Source organism: Streptococcus sanguinis, from assembly GCF_003943655.1.
Classification (GTDB): domain Bacteria; phylum Bacillota; class Bacilli; order Lactobacillales; family Streptococcaceae; genus Streptococcus; species Streptococcus sanguinis_F.
Genome location: NZ_RJMM01000008.1, coordinates 1 through 24322 on the forward strand (window position 1 = coordinate 1; position 24322 = coordinate 24322).

At 42.9% G+C, this 24322-nt stretch carries 19 protein-coding genes and 2 pseudogenes; 19 read left to right on the plus strand and 2 right to left on the minus strand.

The genetic code is table 11. The features are described from left to right. From D8886_RS11805 to D8886_RS04905, 8 genes and pseudogenes are all read left to right on the plus strand, one after another. Positions 1-876, plus strand: a pseudogene (locus D8886_RS11805) (hypothetical protein); the annotation flags it as partial. Positions 877-1027: 151 nt separating this feature from the next. Then, a complete protein-coding gene (locus tag D8886_RS04875; protein WP_125434398.1) occupies positions 1028-1783 on the plus strand; it encodes a TraX family protein in 756 nt (251 codons plus the stop codon). Between the two features lie 169 nt (positions 1784-1952). Next, a complete protein-coding gene (locus D8886_RS04880; RefSeq protein WP_002899832.1) occupies positions 1953-2732 on the plus strand; it encodes an ABC transporter ATP-binding protein in 780 nt (259 codons plus the stop codon). Then, positions 2713-4713: an ABC transporter permease gene (locus D8886_RS04885; protein ID WP_125434399.1), complete on the plus strand. Its 2001-nt coding sequence runs from the start codon at positions 2713-2715 to the stop codon at positions 4711-4713. The genes D8886_RS04880 and D8886_RS04885 overlap by 20 nt, the downstream gene beginning before the upstream one ends. Before the next feature lie 149 nt (positions 4714-4862). Continuing rightward, positions 4863-5729, plus strand: coding sequence for an ABC transporter ATP-binding protein (locus tag D8886_RS04890; RefSeq protein ID WP_125434400.1), 867 nt, complete (start codon positions 4863-4865; stop codon positions 5727-5729). A gap of 1 nt (position 5730) precedes the next feature. Continuing rightward, positions 5731-6594, plus strand: coding sequence for an ABC transporter permease (locus D8886_RS04895; RefSeq protein WP_125434401.1), 864 nt, complete (start codon positions 5731-5733; stop codon positions 6592-6594). A gap of 20 nt (positions 6595-6614) precedes the next feature. Further along, entirely contained in the window at positions 6615-7070 is a 456-nt protein-coding gene (locus D8886_RS04900; RefSeq protein ID WP_125434402.1) for a LytTR family DNA-binding domain-containing protein, read from the plus strand. A 10-nt stretch (positions 7071-7080) separates the two neighbouring features. Next, positions 7081-7482, plus strand: coding sequence for a DUF3021 domain-containing protein (locus tag D8886_RS04905; RefSeq protein ID WP_125434403.1), 402 nt, complete (start codon positions 7081-7083; stop codon positions 7480-7482). An 85-nt stretch (positions 7483-7567) separates the two neighbouring features. Here D8886_RS04905 and D8886_RS04910 read toward each other — a convergent pair. Together D8886_RS04910 and D8886_RS04915 are read right to left on the minus strand one after the other, a co-directional pair. Further along, positions 7568-7708 (minus strand): annotated as a pseudogene (locus D8886_RS04910) (transposase); the annotation flags it as partial. A 73-nt stretch (positions 7709-7781) separates the two neighbouring features. After that, positions 7782-8735, minus strand: a complete 954-nt coding sequence (locus D8886_RS04915; RefSeq protein ID WP_125434404.1) for a hypothetical protein — start codon at positions 8733-8735, stop codon at positions 7782-7784. A 106-nt stretch (positions 8736-8841) separates the two neighbouring features. Between D8886_RS04915 and D8886_RS04920 the strand changes: the two genes are divergently transcribed. The 11 genes from D8886_RS04920 (at position 8842) to D8886_RS04975 (ending at position 24299) form a co-directional block, all read left to right on the plus strand. Then, positions 8842-9453: a TetR/AcrR family transcriptional regulator gene (locus tag D8886_RS04920; protein WP_125434405.1), complete on the plus strand. Its 612-nt coding sequence runs from the start codon at positions 8842-8844 to the stop codon at positions 9451-9453. 193 nt (positions 9454-9646) lie between these two features. Next, positions 9647-9994, plus strand: a complete 348-nt coding sequence (locus D8886_RS04925) for a hypothetical protein (protein ID WP_032909680.1) — start codon at positions 9647-9649, stop codon at positions 9992-9994. After that, positions 9995-10351 carry a class Ib ribonucleoside-diphosphate reductase assembly flavoprotein NrdI gene (locus D8886_RS04930; protein WP_185761254.1) on the plus strand — a complete coding sequence of 119 codons (357 nt, stop codon included), beginning with the start codon at positions 9995-9997 and terminating at the stop codon, positions 10349-10351. It abuts the gene before it with no gap. A 33-nt stretch (positions 10352-10384) separates the two neighbouring features. After that, positions 10385-10570, plus strand: a complete 186-nt coding sequence (locus D8886_RS04935) for a hypothetical protein (RefSeq protein ID WP_072074358.1) — start codon at positions 10385-10387, stop codon at positions 10568-10570. Positions 10571-10868: 298 nt separating this feature from the next. Continuing rightward, positions 10869-12722, plus strand: a complete 1854-nt coding sequence (locus D8886_RS04940) for a SpaA isopeptide-forming pilin-related protein (protein ID WP_125434407.1) — start codon at positions 10869-10871, stop codon at positions 12720-12722. Between the two features lie 186 nt (positions 12723-12908). Then, positions 12909-13649, plus strand: coding sequence for a class I SAM-dependent methyltransferase (locus D8886_RS04950; RefSeq protein ID WP_125434408.1), 741 nt, complete (start codon positions 12909-12911; stop codon positions 13647-13649). Positions 13650-13974: 325 nt separating this feature from the next. Then, positions 13975-19536, plus strand: a complete 5562-nt coding sequence (locus D8886_RS04955) for a SpaA isopeptide-forming pilin-related protein (protein WP_125434409.1) — start codon at positions 13975-13977, stop codon at positions 19534-19536. Between the two features lie 163 nt (positions 19537-19699). Next, positions 19700-20887: an NADH-dependent flavin oxidoreductase gene (locus tag D8886_RS04960; RefSeq protein ID WP_125434410.1), complete on the plus strand. Its 1188-nt coding sequence runs from the start codon at positions 19700-19702 to the stop codon at positions 20885-20887. A gap of 346 nt (positions 20888-21233) precedes the next feature. Next, positions 21234-21365: a hypothetical protein gene (locus D8886_RS11810; RefSeq protein ID WP_009659231.1), complete on the plus strand. Its 132-nt coding sequence runs from the start codon at positions 21234-21236 to the stop codon at positions 21363-21365. A 178-nt stretch (positions 21366-21543) separates the two neighbouring features. Next, positions 21544-22305: an ABC transporter ATP-binding protein gene (locus tag D8886_RS04970; RefSeq protein ID WP_002894797.1), complete on the plus strand. Its 762-nt coding sequence runs from the start codon at positions 21544-21546 to the stop codon at positions 22303-22305. Beyond that, the gene (locus D8886_RS04975; RefSeq protein ID WP_125434411.1) at positions 22305-24299 is read left to right on the plus strand and encodes an ABC transporter permease; all 1995 of its coding nucleotides are present in this window, start codon (positions 22305-22307) and stop codon (positions 24297-24299) included. Before D8886_RS04970 ends, D8886_RS04975 begins: the two co-directional genes overlap by 1 nt. Positions 24300-24322 lie beyond the last annotated feature (23 nt).

Sequence of the window (24322 nt, forward strand, 5' to 3'; positions counted from 1 at the left end):
GCTAAAATGTATTTTTTAGATGATTATGTCCCCAATTTATTTAAGAATGAAGCTGATGAGATTTTGAGAGATCCTGAAAAATTGAAGGGTAAGCTATTAGAGGAAACAATGGATTTAGATTTCTATTACTATGTTCAAAATGCCCAGTTAAATAAAGACGACGATGATCCGATTTTGAATTATATTTTTTCGACAATAAAAAGTAATCCTAATATTCGAATTCAATTAATACAATCAATCCTAGATGTTTTTAGAAATAAGGAAGAAACAGAAGAAGAAAAATTTAGATTGTTCGAAGAATATACTAATAAATATTATTTCACAGTTGAAGAAAAGTGCCATTTCTATATAAAATTTGGATATGCTAATGAATATATATCTAAGCAACTTTATCAAGAGATTATGGTTGAAATTGAACAATTAAACAAAAATTCCAACTATAAACTTGAAAAGTTTAAAATGTTATTTATTGGAACTTCAATAAGTATTGAAGAATGCCAGCTTATTATCAATAAATTAACAAGATGCTTGTTAAAAAATGAATTAGAAAACCTGCGAGCCTTTTTGTCTGATGAAGTGGATAGGCTTATTGATTCTCCACCTCTTACTGAGAGACAATCAGAAACAACCATAATATGCTTTCAAATTCTTTTGAGTTCATTTTTAGGTATCGTGCTTTTGAAAGATAAAAAATTTTGTGATAAAATAAACCAAATGCAAAATGATAAAGCAAAAGAGTTAGTAAATCAACTTAGTGAAGTAGTGTTTTTATATAGACAGTCTTCTGTTCCTATTGATGGAGAGGAACAGAATGATGAATGTATAAATTTAATGGAAGGTATTCGAATTTTGATTGTTAAAAGTATTTCTAATTAAGATATAGGAAACTCTGTGAATTGAGGAGTATTTATAACATTACTAACTTACAAAATTGTAAGAATAAAACTAGCAAATGAAAGGTTAGGTTATGGTACTGACCTTTCTTTTTTATTATCATAGAGGCAAGAAATAAGAAGGAGACAAAAAAATGAAATCAAAAGGTATAAATGCTTTTCAGTTGAAGCTCTTCATGGCATTTCTTATGGTTTTTGACCATATCAGCCAGATACCGGGGCTGGTGCCGGACGGCTGGGATGGCGTCTTGCATGCCCTAACCCGCTGTGTCGGAGCAGCATTTGCCTTCATGGCAGTGGAAGGTTTTCTCCACACTCGCAACCGCCTGGCTTACAATATGCGGCTCTTCTTTTGGGCAGCCCTGATGCAAACAGGAAACTGTATCTTGACGCTTCTCTTTCAGGAGAAGGGCATTTACCTCACTCACAATATCTTCCTGACCTTGGCCTGCGGGGTTCTCATGCTGAGTCTTTTCTTTGGCTTTTCTGACAATGGAGGAGCTGCTAAGGATAGGAAGCGTGGTTTGCGGCTGACTGCTGGAGTCTTGGTCTTGCTGGCTGGGCTTGTCTTTAGCGAAGGCGGCATGGCTCTGCTTCCTTTCATGCTCTTGACCTACCTTTTTAGAAATCAAGTCTTTTTCAGAAACTTGTCCTATGTAGTTTGGGCGGGAGTTCTCTTTGCCATGAGTATTCAAATTTATCCAACCTTGCAGGACACGATATCTATGCTGCTCTATAATTCAGACTGGCTCTTTATCACTGTTCTTCCTCTCTTGCACTTATATAATGGTGAGCGAGGATCCAGCAGCAAGTGGAGCAAATATTTCTTCTATATTTTTTATCCAGCCCACCTTTGGCTAATTGCTTTGATTGCCTTTTGGGTAAAATGAAGCTCATCTCATCTTACAAAAGTGTAAGATTACACTTTAAAATGTAAGCTTAGGTTATGGCAGGGCGGTTGGTATTGAGATAAAATAGACTTATCAATTAGGATGCAGTTTATAAATATTGTTAAAAGCGGGGCATTGATAGGTGCCTGCTAGACAGAAAGGAAGCAAGATGACATTATTAGACGTACAACATGTGAAAAAGATTTATAAAACCCGTTTTCAGGGTAGTCAAGTAGAGGCACTGAAGGACATTCACTTTACGGTAGAAAAGGGCGAATATGTCGCCATCATGGGGGAATCAGGCTCTGGGAAATCCACCCTGCTCAACATCTTAGCTATGTTGGACAAGCCGACTGAGGGCCGCGTCTTTCTCAACGGAACTGACACAGCAACCATCAAAAACAGTCAGGCTTCCAGCTTCCGTAGGGAGAAATTAGGTTTTGTCTTTCAGGATTTCAATCTGTTGGATACTCTGTCGGTCAAGGATAATATTCTCCTGCCTCTGGTTCTCTCTCGCCGTCCCATTACCGAGATGATGCAAAAGCTGGTCACCACCTGCAATGAGCTGGGGATTAACAAGCTGCAAGAGAAGTTTCCTTATGAGATTTCTGGAGGCCAGAAGCAGCGGGTTGCAGTAGCTCGAGCCATCATCACAGATCCTGAGATTCTGCTGGCGGACGAGCCGACGGGAGCCTTGGATTCCAAGTCTTCGGCAGCCCTGTTGGATGTCTTTGACGACATTAATGCGCGCGGTCAGACCATTCTTATGGTAACCCACTCGACGGCAGCGGCTAGCCGCGCCAAGCGGGTGCTCTTTATCAAGGATGGGATTCTCTACAACCAAATCTTCCGTGGCGACAAGACCGAGCGACAGATGTTCCAAGAGATTTCTGATACTCTGACAGTTATGGCAAGTGAGGTGGGCAATTATGTTCAAACTAACGAGTAAACTGGCTTTTTCCAATCTGGTTAAAAATCGCAGTTTGTATTATCCATTTGCTTTGGCGACGGTACTAGCAACAGCGATTTTGTATAGTTTTGTCTCACTGGCTCATAGCCCCAATATGGAGGCCTCTTATGGCGGTTCGGCAGCTCGCATGACCTTGCAGTTTGGTATCCATGTCATTCAGATTGCCGTCCTTATCCTCATTACCTATGCTAATAGCTTCGTCATGAAAAACCGATCCCGAGAGTTGGGAGTCTATAGTCTGCTAGGCATGGAGAAAAAGCATCTGCTAGTCATGACCTTCTTTGAACTCTGTGTCTTTTATCTGGCTACAGTTGGTCTGGGTATCTTGTCTGGCCTAGCTTTAGATAAGATGCTCTACGCAGTCCTTTTGAAATTGATGGGAATGCCGGCAGTTCTTGACTCGACCTTCCAATGGCAGAACGTCGGGATGACTCTAATCAGTCTAGGTGTCGCTTTTGCGGTGATTTTGTTGCTCAACTCTACCCGACTTCTACGCTATAGCTCTCTTAACCTAATGAAAGAAAAGAAAGCAGGCGAGAAGAAAGGACGCTTCCTTTTTCTGCAAACATTGCTGGGGCTCCTGCTCATGGGTGTGGCTTATTATATGGCTTTGACCGTTACCAAACCTGTCGCTGCTATAGGCAATTTCTTTATAGCTGTGATCATGGTTATCCTAGCAACTTATCTGCTTTTTAATGCAGGTTCGATTACACTATTGCAATTTCTCAAAAAGCGCAAAGGCTACTACTACAAAACGCAGAATTTCATTTCTGTTTCCAATCTTATCTCGCGGATGCGTAAAAATGCAGCAGGATTGGCAACTATCTCCATTCTATCTACCATGCTCTTAGTGACTCTGGTTGGCACAATCAATATCTATGTTGGAGGTCGGGATTATATTACTACCTTGCATCCAAAGGATTACAATGTCAGCATCGTCTTGCCGAAATCGGCCGATCAGAAGGAGGCTCTGTTGGACAAGGTCCAGCAAGTCGCTCAGGACACAGGTCTGAAGAAGCCAAGCTATACTACCTATCTCTACCAATCAGCATTCATCATGAAACTGGCTGGTAATGATGTGACAGTTCCAATGCAAAGAGAGCTGGAGTCAGATACAAGTATCTTGACCAAGTCTGCCGGCACGATTACGGTCATCAATCGTCAGGATTATGAAAAAATGACAGGGGAAAAGATAGACTTAGCAGACGATGAAACCCTGGTTTACGGGAAAAATATTTCCTTGAATAAGGATAAGCCTCTCCGAGTGAATGGTAAGGACTGGAAGATTAAGCAGCTTTTATCGTCGAATTTCACGCATGGGGAAATTCCTAATCCAAACGATGTAACCATGGAGCAGGGTCTCTATATGGTGGTCAATGATAGCAAAGAGGTTAATCTCGATGTGGATCATTACTACTACATTGGAGTTGCTTCAGAGACTAAGGGCAGTAAAAAGTTTGTCGAGCAAGTCCAACTGGGGTGGAGGGACACTTTGGATCAGGAACAAGCTCAAGATAGTAGCTTCGCAATGGCTAGTGACCGTTATAGTGCAGAAAAGAGCTATCAGGAACTTACTGGAACCTTGCTCTTCATCGGTGTCTTCCTCTCGGTTATCTTCCTTCTAGGAGCTGTTCTCGTAATTTACTACAAGCAAATCTCTGAAGGATATGAAGACCGAGATGGCTTTATCATCTTGCAAAAAGTTGGTTTAGATGAAAAGCAGACTAGAAGTACCATTCGCAAGCAGATTTTGACTGTTTTCTTCCTACCTCTCATCTTTGCTTTTCTACATGTAGCAGCGGTCTTTCACATGTTGCGCTTGATAGTTGCCCTACTAGGTGTGACCAATCTTCCTCTTTTGATTCAGACAACACTTGCAACTTGCGGAGTCTTCCTCTTGACCTATATTCTGGTATTTCTTCTTACTTCACGTAGCTACCGCAAGATTGTCGCCCGCTAATAAACTTCCCTGACCGAATGGTCGGGGATTTTTTGACGTCTGGATTTTCACCTCTCATCTCCCTCATTTTACCGCTTGTCCAAAAAGCCGAGATTTTTCAAAAAAGACTTGCTATCATAGTCTCAGAAGTAAAGAAAAGGAGAAAAATCATGTTAGTAGAAACGAAAAATCTTAGCAAGGTTTATGGCGATAAAGTAGCTGTCAATGGTCTCGATATTCAGATTGAGAGAGGCAGTTTTACAGCTATTCTAGGCCCTAATGGCGCAGGAAAATCCACGACCATTCAGATGCTAATAGGTCTCTTGCGGCCGACATCTGGGCAGATTTGCTATGCTGAAAAGCTTAGGCTGGGTGTGGTTTTCCAAAACAGTGTATTGGACGCTCGGCTGACAGTTTTGGAAAATCTGACTATCAGAGCCAAGCAGTACAAGGAGATGCCGACAGGTAGAATCGAACGCTTGGTCTCTCAGCTGGGCTTGTCAGCCTTTGCCAGCCAGCACTACGGGACACTTTCTGGCGGCCAAAAGCGTCGGGTGGATATTGCTCGAGCCTTGCTCAACAGTCCCGACCTGCTTTTTCTAGATGAGCCTACGACAGGCCTGGACATTCAGACTCGGGAGAGTATCTGGAGCCTGCTCAAGCAAATTCAGAAAGAAGAGCAGATGACCATTGTCTTGACAACCCACTATCTCAATGAAACTGATGATGCGGATAAGATCTATATCGTAGATCATGGTCAGGTCATTGCCAAAGGCTCTGCAGACCAGATTAAGGGAAACTATGCCCGCAATGTTTTACGTATTTTAAGTCAAGATGCAGCAGGTTTAGAGAAAAGCTTGCCAAGAGGCTGCGCTTGGGAGCAAGTCAAGGAAGGGGAATTTATCCTCCACCCTAAAACGACTCAAGAAGCTCTGATCTTATTGGCTCAGGCTGGTCCCTATATCGAACAATTTGAATTCCAACCCGGAACAATGGACGATGCCTTTATGGCACTGACAGGAAGAGAGGTACGCTAATATGCTCGCTTTGATAAAACGTAATTTTTTACTTTATTTCCGCAACCGCAGTGGGGTAATTTTGTCCCTCTTCGGAGCGATTATTCCCTTTGTTTTATATCTGGTCTTTCTAAAGGACAACATGAAAGGGTCTTGGTCAGAAAGTAGCCATGCTAAAGAGTTGCTCGACTTCTGGTTGATTAGCGGAACACTAGCTGTCACCGCCTTGACAACTACCCTAGCAGCTTTTTCGCAACAGACCGAAGACCAAGAAAGAAAGGTGACTGCCGACCTCTTTATCACAGATTTGGGGCAATGGGGCTTGCAGTTTAGCTACTTAATCAGTGACTTTGTGATTGGCTTTGTCATGCAAGTCTTCATGTTTGCTGTCATGCTGACCTACTTTATCCTAGCGGACAAGATTTCCTTTAATAGCGCGCTTCTTCCCCAGCTGGTCTGCCTCATGCTGCTCAATAGCTTGCTGGCTAGCCTCCTCAATGCGCTAGTTGTTCCATATTTTAAATCGGTAAATTCCTTGGGTCAATACTCAACGGTCATCGGTGCGGCCTCTGGTTTTCTAGTAGGAACCTATATTCCGATTGGGACTCTACCCAGCCTTGCTCAAAATCTCATGAAACTGACTCCCTCAACCTACATGGCCTCCCTCTTCAGACAAGTCCTGATGAAGGAGTCTCTGACTGAAGTTTTTGCGGACCAGAGTCAGCTCCAGCAAGACTTTGAGAAGCTCCTAGGTATCCGTATCGAATGGCAAAAGCTCTTGACAAGCCAAGAAACATACTATATAGTTGGAGTAGTGCTCACGGCAGCAGCCCTGTTCTGGCTAGGTCAAAATTGGTTGCTGAATCGACGGATGAGCTTTAAGTAAAGAAAGTAGGAGATTTAGGTTTGCAGACAAGATTTGAAGAAGATGCTCAGATTTCCTCCCAAGACCCACTGGTGGTCGTGAGAGCTGATCAGCTGGCTGGCGAGGCCAAGACCGTCCTAGACTATCTGGAACACTATAAGGCTGGTCCAAGTGGTGTCCTGCCTATTAAGTCGGATGATAAGCTGGTTATGCTTAAGACGGAAGACATTATCCTGGCCGATATTAATCAGACAACCCTGATGATTTACAGTACCGAGGGCATTTATACAACGACAGAAACGCTGACTCGTTTTCAAAATCGTATCAATAGTCGCAATTTCATTCAGGTGTCGCGGCATGCAGTCGTTAACATCGATCATCTGGAATCCTTGTCGGATAGCTTTTCGGGCAATATGACTGCCAAGCTAACTAATCAGCTCAAAACCGATGTCAGCCGCCGATATGTCAAGCTGCTTATGGACTATTTGGGAATTTAGGAGAAAAATTATGACCTTTAAAAAAATTCTTATCGGTATGCAGGATGGTCTGAGAACAGGTAGTTTGGTCTTTCTGCTGGTAGCCCTGTTCTCAGGAAAAACATTTTTGCTGACTCCTAGCTCTATTCTCAGTGTCCTCCTTGTCAGCGCCTTGATTGGAGTAGCAAGCTATATCCTTGATGCGACAGATCGCTTTCCATTTCCTTTCCTACTTTTCTGCCACTTTGTAGTGACAGCGACCATCGTTTGTCTGGCTGTGGTCTGCAATGGTTGGGGAAATATGATTTTCGGTTGGTCCTTCTGGCTAAAATTAATTTTGATTTACCTCTTGGTCTGGTTTCTTGTCTCCGTCGATTCGATGATTAAAACCAAAAAAATCAACGAGGCCTTGAAAAATCGTAGAAAACACTAATGTATCCAAGACGCAAGCAAGTTTTATTGAGAACTTGTTTGTTTTTTAATTGGCTCTTTGTCAACTGTAGTCAGTTAACGAAAAGTCATATCCTGGAGAGGACTAAATCAGTCCTCTCCTTTTTGATATTCAAAGCGATGAGGATTCTAGTTTTAAAATTGTCAAAGTTCCGAAAGCCGAAGGCATTGCGCTTGATTACCTTGATAAGGTTGTTAGTAGCCTCCAGTATAGGTCTTATGGGACTTTTTTTGTATCTAAAAAACTCAAGCTAGATTTTCTAGCTTGAGTTTTATGTGCTATTACACTCCCAATCTGATATGAGGGAAGTGGTTGTAGAGGTAGTCAAAGGTTGACTGGAGTTTGGTGTCTGTTGTTTTACCAATATTCTTAAAAAGCATTTGGTATTTCTTTTGATTGTTTCGAATAGCAACTAAGGTTGAGTTTCTGTTTGAAGCAACGAAGCCGCGATGCATGGTGAGAATGTGGTGGTAGAGATGGACGACCTGTTTGAGATCAATCGCCTTGAAACCTCGATAGTAGGTAATGAGATGGTCTTTATAAACAGCAATTTTCAGCACATCATCGTGGAAAGAAGCTTGCTCCAGCAGGATATTGAGATTGTCCTTGGCTTCTGGATAGGCTGCATAGATTTCTTCGTAGGCAGCGATATTTTTCTTGCGGCCGATGATTGCAATGACGACAAAGACAACACATAGTCCAAGCAAAAACAGAATGTAGAACATGGATGCAAGATTGTCAGATTCAAATTCAGTGATAGAGATATAGGAGCTGCTTGACATTACTGTGATGACTTCGGGATTGTCTGCTAGGAGACCGCGAACGAGGCTGCCATAATTAGAGATATATCCCTGATTTTTTTTAGGGGAGTTAGCATTAACATAGGAGCCAACGATTCGGACAGGATTTTTTTCCAGCTCGCCCTTTTTCTCTTTTTCCAAGAGCTGGGCAATCTGTTTGTCTCCCTTTTTAGCCTGTAGACCAACATATCCGTCTTGGTAAGCAACCAGCCAAACCTGGGTATTATCTTCTACTTCAATCAGAGCCTCTGGGAAAATATATGACACTTCAGCATAGACTGCTGAATCTGCTCCAGGCTCGCTATTTCGGTCATAGGCAGTCTTGGTGTTGACTTTTTGGTATTGGATAAAGCCCATCACTGCAGCAACCGCTAGAAAAATAAAAGTAATTACCAGTAGGGCGATGGTACCCTGGTTACGTCTTTCCTTGAGCATAGCTCAACCTCCAAAATATAATATAAAAAAATAATTTGATTAGCAAACTATCTTTTTTGTATAGTATAGCATAAATGCTTGACAAATGGCAAGAATGTGTTAAAATGTGAATGAACATAAAGATAAATTCATTCATAAAAGAGGCATGGAAATGGATAAAAAAAATGAGCTGCTGGCTGCGGCTAGGGAAGTCTTTGCGGAAAAAGGCTATAAGGCAGCTGGAATTTCTGATATTGCTAAGAAGAGCCATATGGCTGTCGGATCCTTTTATAAGTATTATGAGTCCAAGGAAGCTATCTTCTTGGAGGTTTATGTAGCTGAAAATAGCCGTATACGTGAGGAAATCATGCAACGCGTAGACTGGCAGGGCGAGCCCGAGGCAATCGTTGAACAGCTTTTTGCAGTCACTTTTGAATTGATTTCACCCAATAAAATTCTGGCTGAGTGGAACAAGCCAGGCATTTCTCAGATTCTGCACGATTACTATAATCAGGATTCCGGCCGAGCGTCCAATGCCTTTCATCAGTTTCTGATTCAGACCTTCAGCCAGCGCTTGCAGGAAGAGGGGTTTTCGAGGGAGAAAATAGCTGAGATCATGAAGGTTTATGACTTGATTTATTACATAGACATGCATGTCACAGAGCAGGAATTTTCAGGCTACTTCGATAGTCTTGAGACTTTAGTGAAATATTTTGTTAAGGGGATTTTTTCCAAATAGAGGAAATTCCTTTTCTTAAAAGCAGGTATGAATGAATTTACAAAACCATTCATTCACAAACAAAGGAGGTGATGTCTTATGTCCTGTGATTCGGGAATTGGAAGAAATGTTATTGGATAAAGTACATTATTTTTTGTCAAGAAGTGAATGAATGCTTTTAACAGTTTATTCAAAAAAGAAAGTGAGGAAAAGAATGAATAAGCAAGGAGGATTTGCCATGAGCGGATTGGCTATTTTGGGTATCTGTCTGGTGCTGATTGGTCTTTTGACCATTGGTTACGGCGGTGTGACCGTTGGTTTTAGTTTAAGTGTGGATTTTCAGTCATTTTTAGTCGGAGGTCTCATCGTTGTCCTGATCGGAGCAGCTTTGATTCCGGGCTTGCCGGCAGTTGTTAAGCTGACGGCACTGGCTTTGACAACTCTGTCATTGCTGATGTACATTCACATGATGCCAGATTTGGAGTTCATGCTTATGCTCATCTCAGATGTCGTGGTTTTAGGCTTTGCGGCTTGGTTTGCTATCCTTTTTTTAAGAAAGTAGGTGATGAAGATGATTGTAGTTTATGATTCAAATACTGGTGTTGGAAAACGATTTGCAGAATCACTGGGCTATCCGACCCAGACTATCAGGGAAAAACTGGAAGAGCCCTGTATTCTCATTACTCGAAATGCTGGTGCTGGGAAAATTCCATGGTCTACCAAACGCTTTATCAAGAAACATCCTGGGCTGATTAAAGGTTTTGTTAACAATGGTGACTCTGTTAAACATGGTCGGACTTTCTGCGGGGCGACTGCCTTGATTATCGAAAAATATGGGCTCCACCATATCTGCGATATTGACCAAGGCGGTAGTCCAGAAGATGTCAAGACTGTGCAGGCATTTTTGGCGGAGTGCTAGTCTCATCAAGTTTCGCATAAATGGAGGACTCGTATGTCTAGGTTCAAGAAAATTGGGAGCTTGTTTCTGGCTCTGATTTCTGTCTTTATCTTAACGGCCTGCGGGCATACACAGAAAGAGCCCGACACTTCAGATGAGACGGAAAGAAATTCTTCCAAACAAGAAGAAATACATCAGAATCAAGTAGATGCAACTTCCAGTGCGTCACAGAAAGATTGACTTTTTGTCAAAATAGAAGAGCTGAATTTGTTCAATGATTTCAGCTTATCTGTTCATTATTTGGCCTGTTTTGCTTACCATAAAGGAGAGAGAAGACTAACATCTTCTTTCTCCTTTTTTATGATAAACCCCTGTGAGCATTCCTATAGTTTTTTAATAGTCAATATGGTACAATGAATTAGTATTGTCTTTCCAGTGTTTGTCAAAAAGGCAGAAAAACATGAAATGAACGTGTTCATCTGGCTGGCCAATACGCTGTACTTTTAAACAAATTTTACTTGTGAGAAAGGAAGATTGCATGAATAAAAAACTGAGAGTATGGTTTCAGCTCATCATTCTCTGTCTAGGCGTGTTCCTGCCTTTCCTAGCCGGAACCCTTAAGGCTCAGGCGGCGGAACTCAATGATGTCATCACTGAGATGCACCTCACCACTAACTCTGGTGAACAGCTGACCAACGGTGTGGATATCTGGCAGACCTTCCGTGTCTATGCTAAGTTTGCCTTGCCAGACAACCAGGCCCATGCGGGTGATACGACAGTGATTCATTTGCCGAATGAATTTACCTTTGGGAATTCCTCAGCTATTGAGCTCAAGGATGAAAACGGAGCTCTGGTGGCTAATGGAGTCCTGGATAGCAATGCCAAGACCATCACATTGACATACACAGACTATGTGGAGCAGAAGTCCAGTGTCAGAGGCGAGTTTTTCTTCTATTCGCGGATTGACCACGAAGTTGTCACAGAGGAAAGGGATATTCCAGCTACTTTCACTGTAGGCAATAATAGGATTCCAGCCGGCAGCATTCACTATAATGGGCCGCCGAAAAAGTATGAGTCTCTGCTAGAAAAGAGTGCTTTTCAGTGGGATGCCGATGCTAAGAATGAAATCCGCTACAATGTGGCTATTAACCGTAACATGGGGAACTACAAAAATGTCTCTGTGACTGACAAGCTGGGTGATACAAACGCTAAGATTGTTCAAGACTCTGTACGAGTTTATAAGGTTTCTTGGCGCTGGAATAATGGAGATTGGGCGCGTGATTCGACTGAAGACGTAACAGCAGACTTCCAGTCTAAAATGGCCTTTGGCGCTGAAGGTGATAGCTTGACAATCAACTTCGGAGATGTAGAAGGCTTCGGCTACCTAGTTGAGTACAAGACGCTGGCCGACTATGATTTGGCTGATGGAGAGGTTGTAGGAAATAAGGCTACCATGAACTACAACAATACCGAGACAGTGTCTGTCACCAACGAGTACTCTTATCAGATTGCTGGCGGAAAGTCCGAAGGCTATAACTTCAAGGTTAAGGTCCACAAGACAGATGAGTCTAATGCTTCTCTGAGCGGTGCAGTCTTTGAAGTGGTGCGGAAAGCGACCAATAAGGTGGTTGGCACAATCACGACAGATGCAGATGGGAATGCGGAAGTTGGTAATCTTCTGCGCGACACTTATATCCTGCGTGAAACGACTGCTCCAGCTGGTTACGATCGCCTGACAGAGGATATTACCATCAGTCCGACGGATTTTGGTAAGACTTTGAAAGTAGGCAGTCCGGCATCTGGAGATTCTGGAGATAGCAGATTGGTTGCAGTCAATGTGGTCAATAAGCAAATTCAAACTCCAACGGATAAACAGGTAACGTTCAGTAAGGTCAATCTAGCTGGTGAGGAAATTGCCGGTGCTCAGATTCAAATTTTCAAGGGGCGGGAAAGCAAGGGCAGTCCTGTCGCATCTTGGACTTCAGAAGCTGACAAATCTAAAGAAATTAACCTAGAGCCAGGTGTTTACACCTTCCATGAGGAAGCGGCTCCGACAGGTTATCTGGCTGTGACTGATATTATCTTCCAAGTCAATGAAGATGGCACTGTAACAGTTCTAGACGCTAATAGCAATGCTGTAGAATATACAGATGGTAAGTTGTTCATTACTGACCAAGCGGCACCAGCTGAACCTGGTACCCCTGATAAAGCAGTTCAAGGCGGTATTAAGCCAAATCAATCATCTGCTTTTGATAAAGTAGCAGACGGTCAAGGAAAATCTAAAAAGGTTCTTCCTGCGACTGGCTCTGCTGAAAGTCTTGGACTAGTTCTTGCTGGTCTGGTAGTCCTGACTCTTTTAGGACTTTACCATAAGACTCGACTGAGCAAATAAATAAAGAGAAGATAGGGCAGAATGCTTTATCTTCTTTTGTTTGCACATTTTTTGTCTAGTTTTTTTGCAGCTTACTTAGCAATTTCTTCCAGTTACTCATGCTGGGCAGCCACTTACGGAAAAACTCTTGTTTTTGTCTCAGAATCCTCTATAATAAATGGCAAATAGAAAAAGGAGACAGAAGATATGACAGGTACAAAAATTCAAGAGAAGCTGAAGCCAGGTTTGAAGTTAGAGGATTTTCAAAAAGATGGAGACATCTATCTGGCGCTGAATCCGGACTATGTCTCAGGTGACAATGCCAAGTATATGACCATGTACAATCGCTTGGCTCGCTGGTATGATTTTGGTGAGAAATGGATGGGGCCACTTCTCCATGGCAAGGCTATTGACAAGCTGAGAAAGGACCAGATGGCAGAAATAGAATGGAAGGATCATCTATCTATCCTTTATGTCTCTATCGGGACTGGTCAAGACCTGCGCTACATCCCTGAGAATATTGACATGAAAAGCCTAGACTTTGTCGGGGCAGATATTTCCATAGGCATGCTGAAAAAATGCCAGAAATCCTGCGCCAAGAAGACCAATCTGCAGCTCTTTCATGCTTGTGCGGAGGACCTACCCTTTGCGGATAATAGCTTTGACATCGTCTATCATATCGGCGGGATTAATTTCTTTAGCGATAAGGCTAAGGCTATGCAGGAAATGCTGCGAGTGGCTAAGCCAGAGACTAAGATTATGATCTCAGACGAGACGGCAGACTATGTGGACCAGCAATATAAGAAGAACCACTTCAGCAAGGACTATTTTAAGGACGCTACTGTTGATTTAGGAGAAATTGAGGCCGCTATACCGGCCGGTGTCAAAGAGAAGGAGTTGAAACTCCTCTGGGACGGAAAATTTTATGCCCTGACGTTTAGGAAATAATCAGAAGAACCGGACTTTGTTTCCGGTTTTTCTGCGTTATTGGGGACATTGATTGTCAGACACGATTGACCTTAGCAATATTGGTCTGATTTGCAAATGAACTATGCAAATCGTCTACCTTTTCTAAATGACAAAAAGGTAAACAAATGTTAAAAAAATCTACTTTTGTGTATAGCCATTTTTCTTATAGTATGATAAAATGAAGATGTAATGTATCTATAATGTTCGCTTTTTAGCAAGTGGGCACTGACAAGATGGGGAAGCTCAGTTAGTATACAATTACATTGTACATTTAAAACTGAATATTGTGAGAAAGGAAAATTGCATGAACAAAAGGATTAGAGCATTGCTCCACCTTATTATTCTTTGTTTAGGAGTCATTTTGCCATCAGTAGCTCCTCTTACTCAGGTGCAAGCAGCTGAGTTTGGTGATGTTATCACTGAGATGAGCCTGAAGAATTCTTCAGGTGGTGATTTGACGCAGGGAATTGATATTTGGGAAACTTTTCGAGTTTACGCAAAGTTTGTCTTGCCGGATAACCAAGTACATCAAGGAGACACGACAAAAATCACCTTGCCTTCTGAGTATGCTTTTGGGAACTCTTCAGCTATTGAACTTAAGGACAGCTCGGATAACGTTGTGGCAAATGGATTTTTGGATTCAACCAACAAGACCATTACTTTGACCTATACAAATTATGTTGAGCAAAAGTCTGGTGTCCAAGGAGAATTCTTCTTCTATGCACGAGTTGACCATGATGTTGTGAGACAAGAAGGTGACTTGAATGGTGGATTTACCGTAGGAGGTCGGATGTTGTATCCGGGAATCGTCCATTATAATGGACCGCCCAAAAGATATGACTCAAAAATTGAGAAGAGCTCTTATCAGGCAGCGGAAGACGGTAAGAATGAAGTTCATTACAATATTGCGATTAACCGCAATATGGAGCATTATACCGGAGTAACGATAACTGATAAGATTACCTCGCCTAATTTTAAAATCATGAGAGACTCAATTCGAGTCTATAAAATTGCTTGGCGCTGGAATAATGGAGATTGGGTGCGGGATTCAACAGAAGACGTGACAGCTAATTTCCAATCAAAAATCACTGAAAATGCCGCTGGTGATGGATTCACGATTGACCTTGGCGACATGGATGGTTTCGGGTATTTGTTGGACTATAAGACAAAAGCAGATTACGATCTTGTTGATGGCGAGCGCGTTTCCAATAGTGCTACCATGACCTATAACGGTGGTCAAACAACGACATCAGCTGAAAATCGCTCTTATCAGATTGCTGGCGGTGTTGGAGAAGGCTATGTTTTCACCATTAAGCTCCATAAGGTCAATGAAAATGGTGAAAATCTGCAAGGTGCTGAGTTTGAAGTTGTTCGTGATCGAAGCGGAGCAGTTGTCGGAAAATTAACCACAGATTCTAACGGGAATGCCAACTTGGGTGACTTGTTGCGCGATGATTATACCATCCGTGAAGTGACTCCTCCTACAGGATATGATAAATTAACTGAGGAAATTAAGATTGGTTCCCAGGATTTTGGAACAGACAAATCTGTATCACGCGAGATCGTCAATAAGAAGACGGTAACCGAGCAGGATGTAACTTTCAAAAAAGTAGATCCAAACGGGAAAGAAATTCCTGGTGCGCAACTGAAAATCTATAAAGGTGATCATGTTGACCAGGAAGAAGCTCCTGTTGCAGACTGGACTTCAGAAGAAAATACTTCTAAAGTGATAAAATTGTCTCCAGGAACCTATACACTGACTGAAGCGAATGCTCCTGCGGGTTATCAATATGTTGAAGATATCACATTTACAGTAGGTGCTAATGGTACTGTTGCTCTTGTGAAAAAAGGAGCAGAAGATACTGTTCAAGCAGCAGGGTCAATTCTGACGATTACCGACAAGGAGGACAATAGTCCTAAAGCCATTACCTTCAGTAAGGTCAACCTAGGCGGTACAGAAATTGCTGGCGCTCAAATTAAGATTTTCAAGGGCAACAAAGCGCAGGGTCAAGCAGTAGAAAGCTGGACTTCCGAAGCTAATCAGTCTAAAGCAATCAATTTGGAGCCTGGTATTTACACCTTCCATGAGGAAGCAGCTCCAACTGGTTACCTGAAAGTAACCGACATCACTTTCCAAGTCAAACATGACGGCACAGTGGAAGTGACCAATGTCGGCGAGAAAGACTCTAAAGGTGAAAACAACAAGGTTGTGACTGACGGAGCAACTTTGAAGGTAACAGACAAGGATGACGACTCAGAACGTGATGTGACGATCAAGAAAGTAGATCCAAACGGGAAGGAAATCCCAGGGGCGAAATTGAAACTCTACAAAGGCAGTCGGATTCGTCCTGAAGCTAAACCTCTTGCAGAGTGGACTTCCGAAGCCAACGCATCTAAGGTGGTTAAGTTAGCTCCAGGGACCTATTCTCTGAAAGAAAGCCTTGCTCCTGCTGGATTTGTAGCTGTAGAAGATATTAAGTTCACAGTTCATTTTGATGGTACCATTACAGTTGATGCTAAAGGTGCAACAGATTCTGTTGAAGCAAATGGCTTGGTTCTTACTGTAACCGATAAAGAGGACAATAGTCTGAAAGCCATTACTTTCAGTAAGGTCAACCTCGGCGGTACTGAGATTGCTGGCGCAGAGATTAAGATCTACAAGGGAGACAAAGCTGAAGGTGCAGCCGTTGAAAGCTGGACTTCCGAGGCTAATCAGTCTAAGGACATCAACTTAGCACCTGGCACTTACACTTTCCATGAGGAAGCCGCACCAACAGGTTACCTCAAAGTAACCGACATCACTTTCCAAGTCAAAACAGACGGAACAGTGGAAGTGACCAATGTTGGTGAGAAAGACTCTAAGGGTGAAGACAACAAGGTCGTAACCAACGGCTCAACTGTTACAGTAACGGATAAAGACGATGATCTTCCACGTAAGGTAACCTTCAGTAAGGTCAACCTCGGCGGTACTGAAATTGCAGGTGCTGAAATCAAGATCTACAAGGGCGAGAAAGCCGAAGGCCAATCAGTCGAAAGCTGGACATCCGAGGCTAATCAGTCTAAGAACATCAACTTGGCACCTGGCACTTATACCTTCCATGAGGAAGCGGCACCGACCGGCTACCTTAAAGTTACTGACATTACTTTCCAAGTCAAAACTGATGGAACAGTAGAAGTGACCAATGTCGGAGAGAAAGACTCCAAGGGTGAAGAGAACAAAGTCGTAACCAACGGCTCAACTGTTACAGTAACGGATAAAGACGATGACCTTCCACGTAAGGTAACCTTCAGTAAGGTCAACCTAGGCGGTACTGAGATTGCCGGTGCTGAAATCAAGATTTATAAGGGCGAAAAAGCTGAAGGCCAAGCAGTCGAAAGCTGGACTTCTGAAGCTGGTAAGTCTAAAGAATTAAACTTGACTCCAGGTACTTATACTTTCCATGAGGAAGCAGCCCCAACCGGCTACCTCAAAGTAACAGACATTACTTTCCAAGTAAAAACTGACGGAACAGTAGAAGTGACAAACGTTGGCGAGAAAGACGCTAAGGGCGAAGAGAACAAGGTCGTAACAAACGGTTCAACTGTTACAGTGACCGATAAGGATGATGATCTCCCACGTAAGGTGACTTTCAGCAAGGTCAACCTTGGTGGAACAGAAATCGCTGGTGCAGAGATCAAGATTTACAAGGGCAACAAGGCTGAAGGCACAGCAGTCGAAAGCTGGACTTCTGAAGCTGGTAAGTCTAAGGATATCAACTTGGCGCCTGGCACTTACACCTTCCATGAGGAAGCCGCTCCAACCGGTTACCTCAAAGTAACCGACATCACATTCCAAGTGAAAACTGACGGCACAGTAGAAGTGACAAATGTTGGTGAGAAGGACTCTAAAGGTGAAGAGAACAAGGTCGTAACAAACGGCTCAACTGTTACAGTGACCGATAAGGATGATGATCTTCCACGTAAGGTAACTTTCAGTAAGGTCAACCTTGGAGGTACAGAAATCGCCGGTGCTCAGATCAAGATCTACAAGGGCGATAAAGCTGAAGGCCAAGCAGTAGAAAGCTGGACATCCGAGACTAATCAGTCTAAGGATATCAACTTGGCGCCTGGCACTTACACCTTCCATGAGGAAGCAGCCCCAACAGGCTACCTCAAAGTGACCGACATCACTTTCCAAGTCAAACATGACGGCGCAGTGGAAGTGACTAGTGTAGGAGAGAAAGACTCTAAGGGTGAAGAAAACAAGGTCGTGACAAACGGCTCAACTGTTACAGTAACCGATAAGGATGATGACCTTCCACGTAAGATTACCTTCAGTAAGGTCAACCTTGGTGGAGAAGAAATCGCAGGAGCTCAAATCAAGATCTACAAGGGCGACAAGGCAGAAGGCAATCCAGTAGAAAGCTGGACTTCGGAAGCTGGTAAGTCTAAAGAACTAAACTTGGCACCAGCTACTTACACCTTCCATGAGGAAGCCGCACCAACCGGCTACCTCAAAGTAACGGACATCACCTTCCAAGTCAAGCATGACGGCACAGTGGAAGTGACAAACGTTGGCGAGAAAGACTCCAAGGGTGAAGACAACAAGGTTGTAACCGATGGTTCCAAAGTGACTGTAACCGATAAAGACGATGACCTTCCACGTAAGGTAACCTTCAGTAAGGTCAACCTAGGCGGTACTGAGATTGCCGGTGCTGAAATCAAGATTTATAAGGGCGAAAAAGCTGAAGGCCAAGCAGTCGAAAGCTGGACTTCTGAAGCTGGTAAGTCTAAAGAATTAAACTTGACTCCAGGTACTTATACTTTCCATGAGGAAGCAGCCCCAACAGGCTACCTCAAAGTGACAGACATTACTTTCCAAGTAAAAACTGACGGAACAGTAGAAGTAACCAATATCGGAGAGAAAGACTCTAAGGGTGAAGAGAACAAGGTCGTAACCAACGGCTCAACTGTTACAGTAACGGATAAGGACGATGATCTTCCACGTAAGGTAACCTTCAGTAAGGTCAACATTGGCGGTACTGAAATTGCTGGTGCAGAGATTCAAATTTTCCAAGGCAAAGAGGCAACTGGCAATCCTGTAGAAAGCTGGACATCTGAAGCTGGTAAGTCTAAGGATATCAACTTAGCACCTGGTACTTACACTTTCCATGAGGAAGCCGCCCCAACCGGTTATCTTAAAGTGACCGACATCACATTCCAAGTCAAAACAGACGGTACATTGGAAGTGACAAATGTTGGCGAGAAAGACGCTAAGGGCGAAGAGAACAAGGTCGTAACAAACGGCTCAACTGTTACAGTAACCGATAAGGACGATGATCTTGCACGTAAGGTGACCTTTAGTAAGGTCAACATTGGCGGTACTGAAATTGCTGGTGCAGAGATTCAAATTTTCCAAGGCAAAGAGGCAACTGGCAATCCTGTAGCGAAATGGACTTCAGAAGCAAATACATCGCATGAGCTTGGATTAGCTCCTGGAGTATATACCTTCCATGAAGCTGCAGCCCCAACCGGTTACCTAGCTGTTACCGACATTGTGTTCCAAGTGAATCTCGATGGCACAGTAACAGTTGTAAATGCTGATGGAAATACAGTAGAATACAAGGATGGGACGTTAGTCGTAACTGACCAAACGAAACCGACTGGCCCAGACAAGGATCCGTCTAAAAAAACAGATGAACCAGATCCGAAAAAATCAAATCAAGATAAACCAATGGAAAAAGACCAAGATAAACCTGGAGATAAGGGGAAGACGAAGAAAATTCTGCCTTTCACAGGTACAGAAATCAGCTTTACGCTACTTGCTTTCGGTCTGATTCTAATAGTTGGTTGTGGGGTTTATTTTGGGATTCGTTTAAAAAAATAAAACAGAAAACAAGTGTCAATGAAAATTGACGCTTGTTTTTTTATGCAACTGACCATCGTTTTCTTACCGGATACCTGATGGTTAATACCACTTACTGAAAAGCCCTTGTTTTTGCCTCTGAATCTTCTATAATAGTTGTCAAAGAAGAAAGGATATTTTTACTATGTCTAAACAAATTATAGACCCGATTCAATTGCGTCACGGTGCCAAATTAACCAACCGTTTGGTGCTGTCCCCTATGTATACTTTCAGTGGCTTAGAAGGAGGATTTGTGTCTGATGATACTTTGCGATACTACGGAGCACGCTCTCAGGCAGCCAGTCTTTTGATTACTGAATTTCATTATGTCAGTCCATCAGGAGGACCTTGTTACCAGACTGGCTATCCAGTTCAATTAGGTATTTACTCTGATGACCACATCGAAGGGGAGAGAAAATTAGCTACTGCCCTTCAAAAAGATGGCAATAAAGCGATTTTGCAGCTTCATCATGGTGGGATAGCAGCTTCCGGCCTTGCTTTGAAGGGTGAGGAAGTATTGGCTCCAAGTGCTTTAGATTTTTCTTTTCTGCCTTATCCGGTGAGAGAATTGACCGATGAAGAAATCCTTGAAATTATCAAGGATTTTGGTCGAGCAGTCAAACGTGCAGTTCAAGCTGGTTTTTCAGGAGTGGAAATCCATGGTGCCAACCACTATCTGCTGCAGCAATTCTTTTCTAGCACATCCAATGTTCGTCAGGACAGATGGGGCGGAACTTTGGAAAAACGTATGGCCTTTCCTTTGGCGGTAGTCGAGGAAGTGAAGCGTGTTGCGGCCATGTATGCGCCAGAAGATTTTATTATTGGCTATCGGATTAGCCCAGATGAAATCCATGAAGATCAAGTAGGCTATACTTATGAAGAAGCCAAACTTTTGGTCAAGGAGATAGTCAAGCACGAACTAGACTACATCCATTTGTCGCTTTTGGCTGGCTACGCTTCAAAACCTGCAGGATCTGACAAGACCTATGTAGATCATTTTAAGGAAGTGATGGATGAGCAAACCAAACTGATTACAATCGGTGGTGTCTTTAGTCAGGAAGATGCAGAAGCTGCTATTGAGGATACGGCTGCGGATTTGGTTGCAATCGGCCGTGGTACCTTGATTGACCCGCTGTTTGGCTATAAAGTACAGACGGGACAAGGAGCAGAAATTGTCCATGAGATTAGCCCTGAGCAGTTGAAAAATTCTCAATTGACACCGGGCTTGCTTGAAGTGTTCAGCCGTAAGGACTCTGGTGGGCTGCCTCCTCTACCTGGTCATGACAGTATTACCCACCTTCATACTGGTAAATTTGGGGATGAGGGGCAGTAAGAATAGCCTGCTCAAGATAGTATTGACAGAAGTCTGAACCTCCTCTGGAAGAAAACTTCTATATCTTTAAATTTAGAAAATATATCATGAAAACCGGAAACAAATTCCGGTTTTTTATGTCCTTGATGAAAGAAAGCAATAGGTATCGTTGAATTTATGCCTATTGACGCAGTTTAAGGGCAATCGAAAACTATTTTTTATAAGTGACAAAAATGTAAGTTTAAAGGCTAAAATGAAAGGTTATCTTATGGCAGTTAGTTTGGGAATTCGGTATCCTATAAGTGTAAAGAAAAAGAAGATAACTATCTTCCAAACTAAAAATCAGATTTCAAGAAGGAGGCCCGCTATGAAAATCAATCTTTTTAACCATCGCCAAAGTAAACCTAAAGCTCAAAAGATTTCCAAGGAAGAAATCGAGAAGACTCGCCTAGGCTGCGCTTCCAGTCAATATTATTTCTGGCTGCAGTACAGTCACTGAGAGATTCCAGTATTTAAGGATAAGAGAAAGGTCAGTTTACTTTTCTCTTTATCCGACTTGGAGTACAAGATGACAAAAATGTAAGATTGGCGGGCAAAATGAAAGATTAGGTTATGGAAACTTGTCTGTCTTTCCGGTATGATAGTAGTATCAAGTTAAATAAAGAAGAGGTTCGAGTATGACATTATTAGACGTACAGCATGTGAAAAAAATTTATAAAACCCGCTTTCAGGGCAGCCAAGTGGAGGCGCTGAAAGATATTCACTTTACGGTAGAAAAAGGCGAATATGTCGCCATCATGGGGGAGTCAGGCTCTGGGAAATCCACCTTGCTCAACATCTTAGCTATGCTGGACAAGCCGACTGAGGGACGCGTCTTTCTCAACGGAACTGACACAGCAACCATCAAAAACAGCCAGGCGTCCAGCTTCCGCCGAGAGAAATTAGGGTTTGTTTTTCAGGATTTCAATCTGTTGGATACCTTGTCGGTCAAGGATAATATTCTCCTGCCTTTGGTCCTCTCTCGTCGTCCCATTACCGAGATGATGCAAAAGCTGGTCACAACCTGCAATGAGCTGGGGATTAACAAGCTGCAAGAGAAGTTTCCTTATGAGATTTCCGGTGGTCAGAAGCAGAGGGTTGCAGTAGCTCGGGCTATCATCACAGACCCTGAGATTCTGCTGGCGGACGAACCGACGGGAGCCTTGGATTCCAAGTCTTCGGCTGCATTGCTGGATGTCTTTGACGACATCAATGCCCGCGGTCAGACCATTCTCATGGTGACCCACTCAACGGCAGCGGCTAGCCGCGCCAAGCGGGTGCTCTTTATCAAGGATGGGATTCTCTACAACCAAATCTTTCGAGGCGACAAGACTGAGCGGCAGATGTTCCAAGAGATTTCTGATACTCTGACAGTTATGGCAAGTGAGGTGAAGGACTAGTGTTTCGATTAGCAGCAAAATTGGCGGTATCCAATCTGATTAAGAACCGCCGTCTCTATTATCCTTTTGCACTAGCTACCTGTGTGGCTGTAGCCATTTCTTATATTTTCAACTCCTTGGCTTTTAATCCCAATCTATCCAAAATGACAGGTGCCAGCTCAGTTATCCTCGTTTTGGTTCTAGGGGTTGTTATTGTGAACATCACAGCTGGAATTATTGTCTTTTATGCCAATCAATTTGTTATGAAGAATCGCTCCAAGGAGCTGGGACTTTACGGTATGCTAGGTCTTAATAAGCGTCATCTCTTTGTTATGACCTTTATTGAGCTTCTGATTTTCGGGCTAGTGGCTGTAAGCTTGGGGCTGACTATTGGTGTTCTCTTTGACCAGCTGATTTATGCCTTTTTGCTCAAGCTCATGGGGACCAAGGTGGTTTTGGCTTCAACTTTCCAGCTACCGGTCTTGATTCTTGTTTTTATTTTCTATGGCTTTATTTTTGCAGGCTTGGTCTTTGTTAATGGTTGGCGAATTCTGCGTTTTGATTCCCTGAAGATGTCTAAGGAAAAGGCCAGCGGAGAGAAGAAGAGCCGGTTTTTACTGCCACAGACCTTTATTGGTCTGGCAGCTCTGCTCTACGGCTACTATCTGGCTCAGACCGTGCGGAATCCTATGGAAGCAATCTTCATCTTTTTTGGAGCAGTCCTCTTGGTCATTTTAGGAACCTACCTGCTCTTTAATGCTGGTATTACAGTCTTTCTGCAGCTTCTGCAAAAGAATAAAAAGTATTACTACCAGCCAAATAATATGATTTCCGTCTCAAATCTTATTTACCGGATGAAGAAAAATGCAGTAGGACTGGCTACTATTTCCATCCTATCGACTATGGTTCTAGTGACCTTCTCTGCCGGTATGAACATCTATTCTGGCGCGGAATATATGCAAAAACTCATGTTTCCGCATGATTTCTCTATCAATGGCGGGGTGAATGCAAAAAAAGAACAGCTGGATCAGGTCTTGACAGAGTTTGTAGCAGAGAATCAGCTGAAGGTCAAGCAACAGGAGACCTATCAGTTTTATTCAATGGGTGTCAAGAAGAAAGAGGGTAACAGCCTAGATATTTATCCTAAGGGACAATGGGCTGTGTCACCCAATACCTATATCTTGATGTTTTCCAGCGAGGATTACGAAAAGTTGACAGGAAAGGATCTGTCTTTGCAGGAAAATGAGATTGCTGTCTTTAACAAGGGAGTGGATCTGGATTATAAGCAGCCTCTGCAGCTGGCTGGCCAAAACTTGACGATCAAGAAAGTCCTGTCTGAAGATTTTATCTTTCACAGGATTCCAGATGAGTATAATATCATCATTCCTAAAGGACTGTATCTAGTAGCCAAGGACCCTAGTCAACTCTTGGCTCCGCAGATGGAGCAACAAGCTATTAATCCTGTGCTCTATGGTAGTCTGGATATTGAAGCTTCAGAAGGTGAAAAGGCTGATCTGGATACAATCTATCAAAAGAAAATGGCTGACTACAATCAGTCCCTGCCAGAAGGTGCTGGAGGTGTCCACGGTCAAACTGGTGTGATTGGCATACTTGAGATTAAGGGTATGCTGGGTGGTGTCTTCTTTATAGGGATTTTCCTATCTATTGTCTTCATGATGGGAACAGTGCTGGTTATCTACTACAAGCAAATTTCCGAAGGTTACGAAGACCGTGACCGCTTCATCATCCTGCAGAAAGTCGGCTTAGACGAGCAACAGACTAGAAAGACCATTCGTAAACAAGTACAGACTGTCTTCTTCCTACCCCTAATCTTTGCCTTTCTTCATTTGGCTTTTGCCTATCACATGTTGAGCTTGATTTTATCTGCTTTAGGGGTGCTGAATGCCACACTTATGTTAGTAGTGACTCTGGGTGTTTGTGCTCTGTTTATTGCAGTATATGTCGGTGTCTTTCTCATTACTTCTCGCAGCTATCGCAAAATTGTGGCTATGTGATAGCAGAGACAGGCATCATATAC

Excerpts from the sequence above, each read along its gene's own strand:
- D8886_RS04935 (WP_072074358.1), top strand. The coding sequence starts at position 10,385 with ATGTCTAGGTTCAAGAAAATTGGGAGCTTGTTTCTGGCTCTGATTTCT.
- D8886_RS04950 (WP_125434408.1), top strand. The coding sequence starts at position 12,909 with ATGACAGGTACAAAAATTCAAGAGAAGCTGAAGCCAGGTTTGAAGTTA.
- D8886_RS04890 (WP_125434400.1), top strand. The coding sequence starts at position 4,863 with ATGTTAGTAGAAACGAAAAATCTTAGCAAGGTTTATGGCGATAAAGTA.
- D8886_RS04955 (WP_125434409.1), top strand. The coding sequence starts at position 13,975 with ATGAACAAAAGGATTAGAGCATTGCTCCACCTTATTATTCTTTGTTTA.
- D8886_RS04970 (WP_002894797.1), top strand. The coding sequence starts at position 21,544 with ATGACATTATTAGACGTACAGCATGTGAAAAAAATTTATAAAACCCGC.
- D8886_RS04940 (WP_125434407.1), top strand. The coding sequence starts at position 10,869 with ATGAATAAAAAACTGAGAGTATGGTTTCAGCTCATCATTCTCTGTCTA.
- D8886_RS04875 (WP_125434398.1), top strand. The coding sequence starts at position 1,028 with ATGAAATCAAAAGGTATAAATGCTTTTCAGTTGAAGCTCTTCATGGCA.
- D8886_RS04915 (WP_125434404.1), bottom strand. The coding sequence starts at position 8,735 with ATGCTCAAGGAAAGACGTAACCAGGGTACCATCGCCCTACTGGTAATT.
- D8886_RS04905 (WP_125434403.1), top strand. The coding sequence starts at position 7,081 with ATGACCTTTAAAAAAATTCTTATCGGTATGCAGGATGGTCTGAGAACA.
- D8886_RS04925 (WP_032909680.1), top strand. The coding sequence starts at position 9,647 with ATGAATAAGCAAGGAGGATTTGCCATGAGCGGATTGGCTATTTTGGGT.
- D8886_RS04885 (WP_125434399.1), top strand. The coding sequence starts at position 2,713 with ATGTTCAAACTAACGAGTAAACTGGCTTTTTCCAATCTGGTTAAAAAT.
- D8886_RS04880 (WP_002899832.1), top strand. The coding sequence starts at position 1,953 with ATGACATTATTAGACGTACAACATGTGAAAAAGATTTATAAAACCCGT.
- D8886_RS11810 (WP_009659231.1), top strand. The coding sequence starts at position 21,234 with ATGAAAATCAATCTTTTTAACCATCGCCAAAGTAAACCTAAAGCTCAA.
- D8886_RS04960 (WP_125434410.1), top strand. The coding sequence starts at position 19,700 with ATGTCTAAACAAATTATAGACCCGATTCAATTGCGTCACGGTGCCAAA.
- D8886_RS04895 (WP_125434401.1), top strand. The coding sequence starts at position 5,731 with ATGCTCGCTTTGATAAAACGTAATTTTTTACTTTATTTCCGCAACCGC.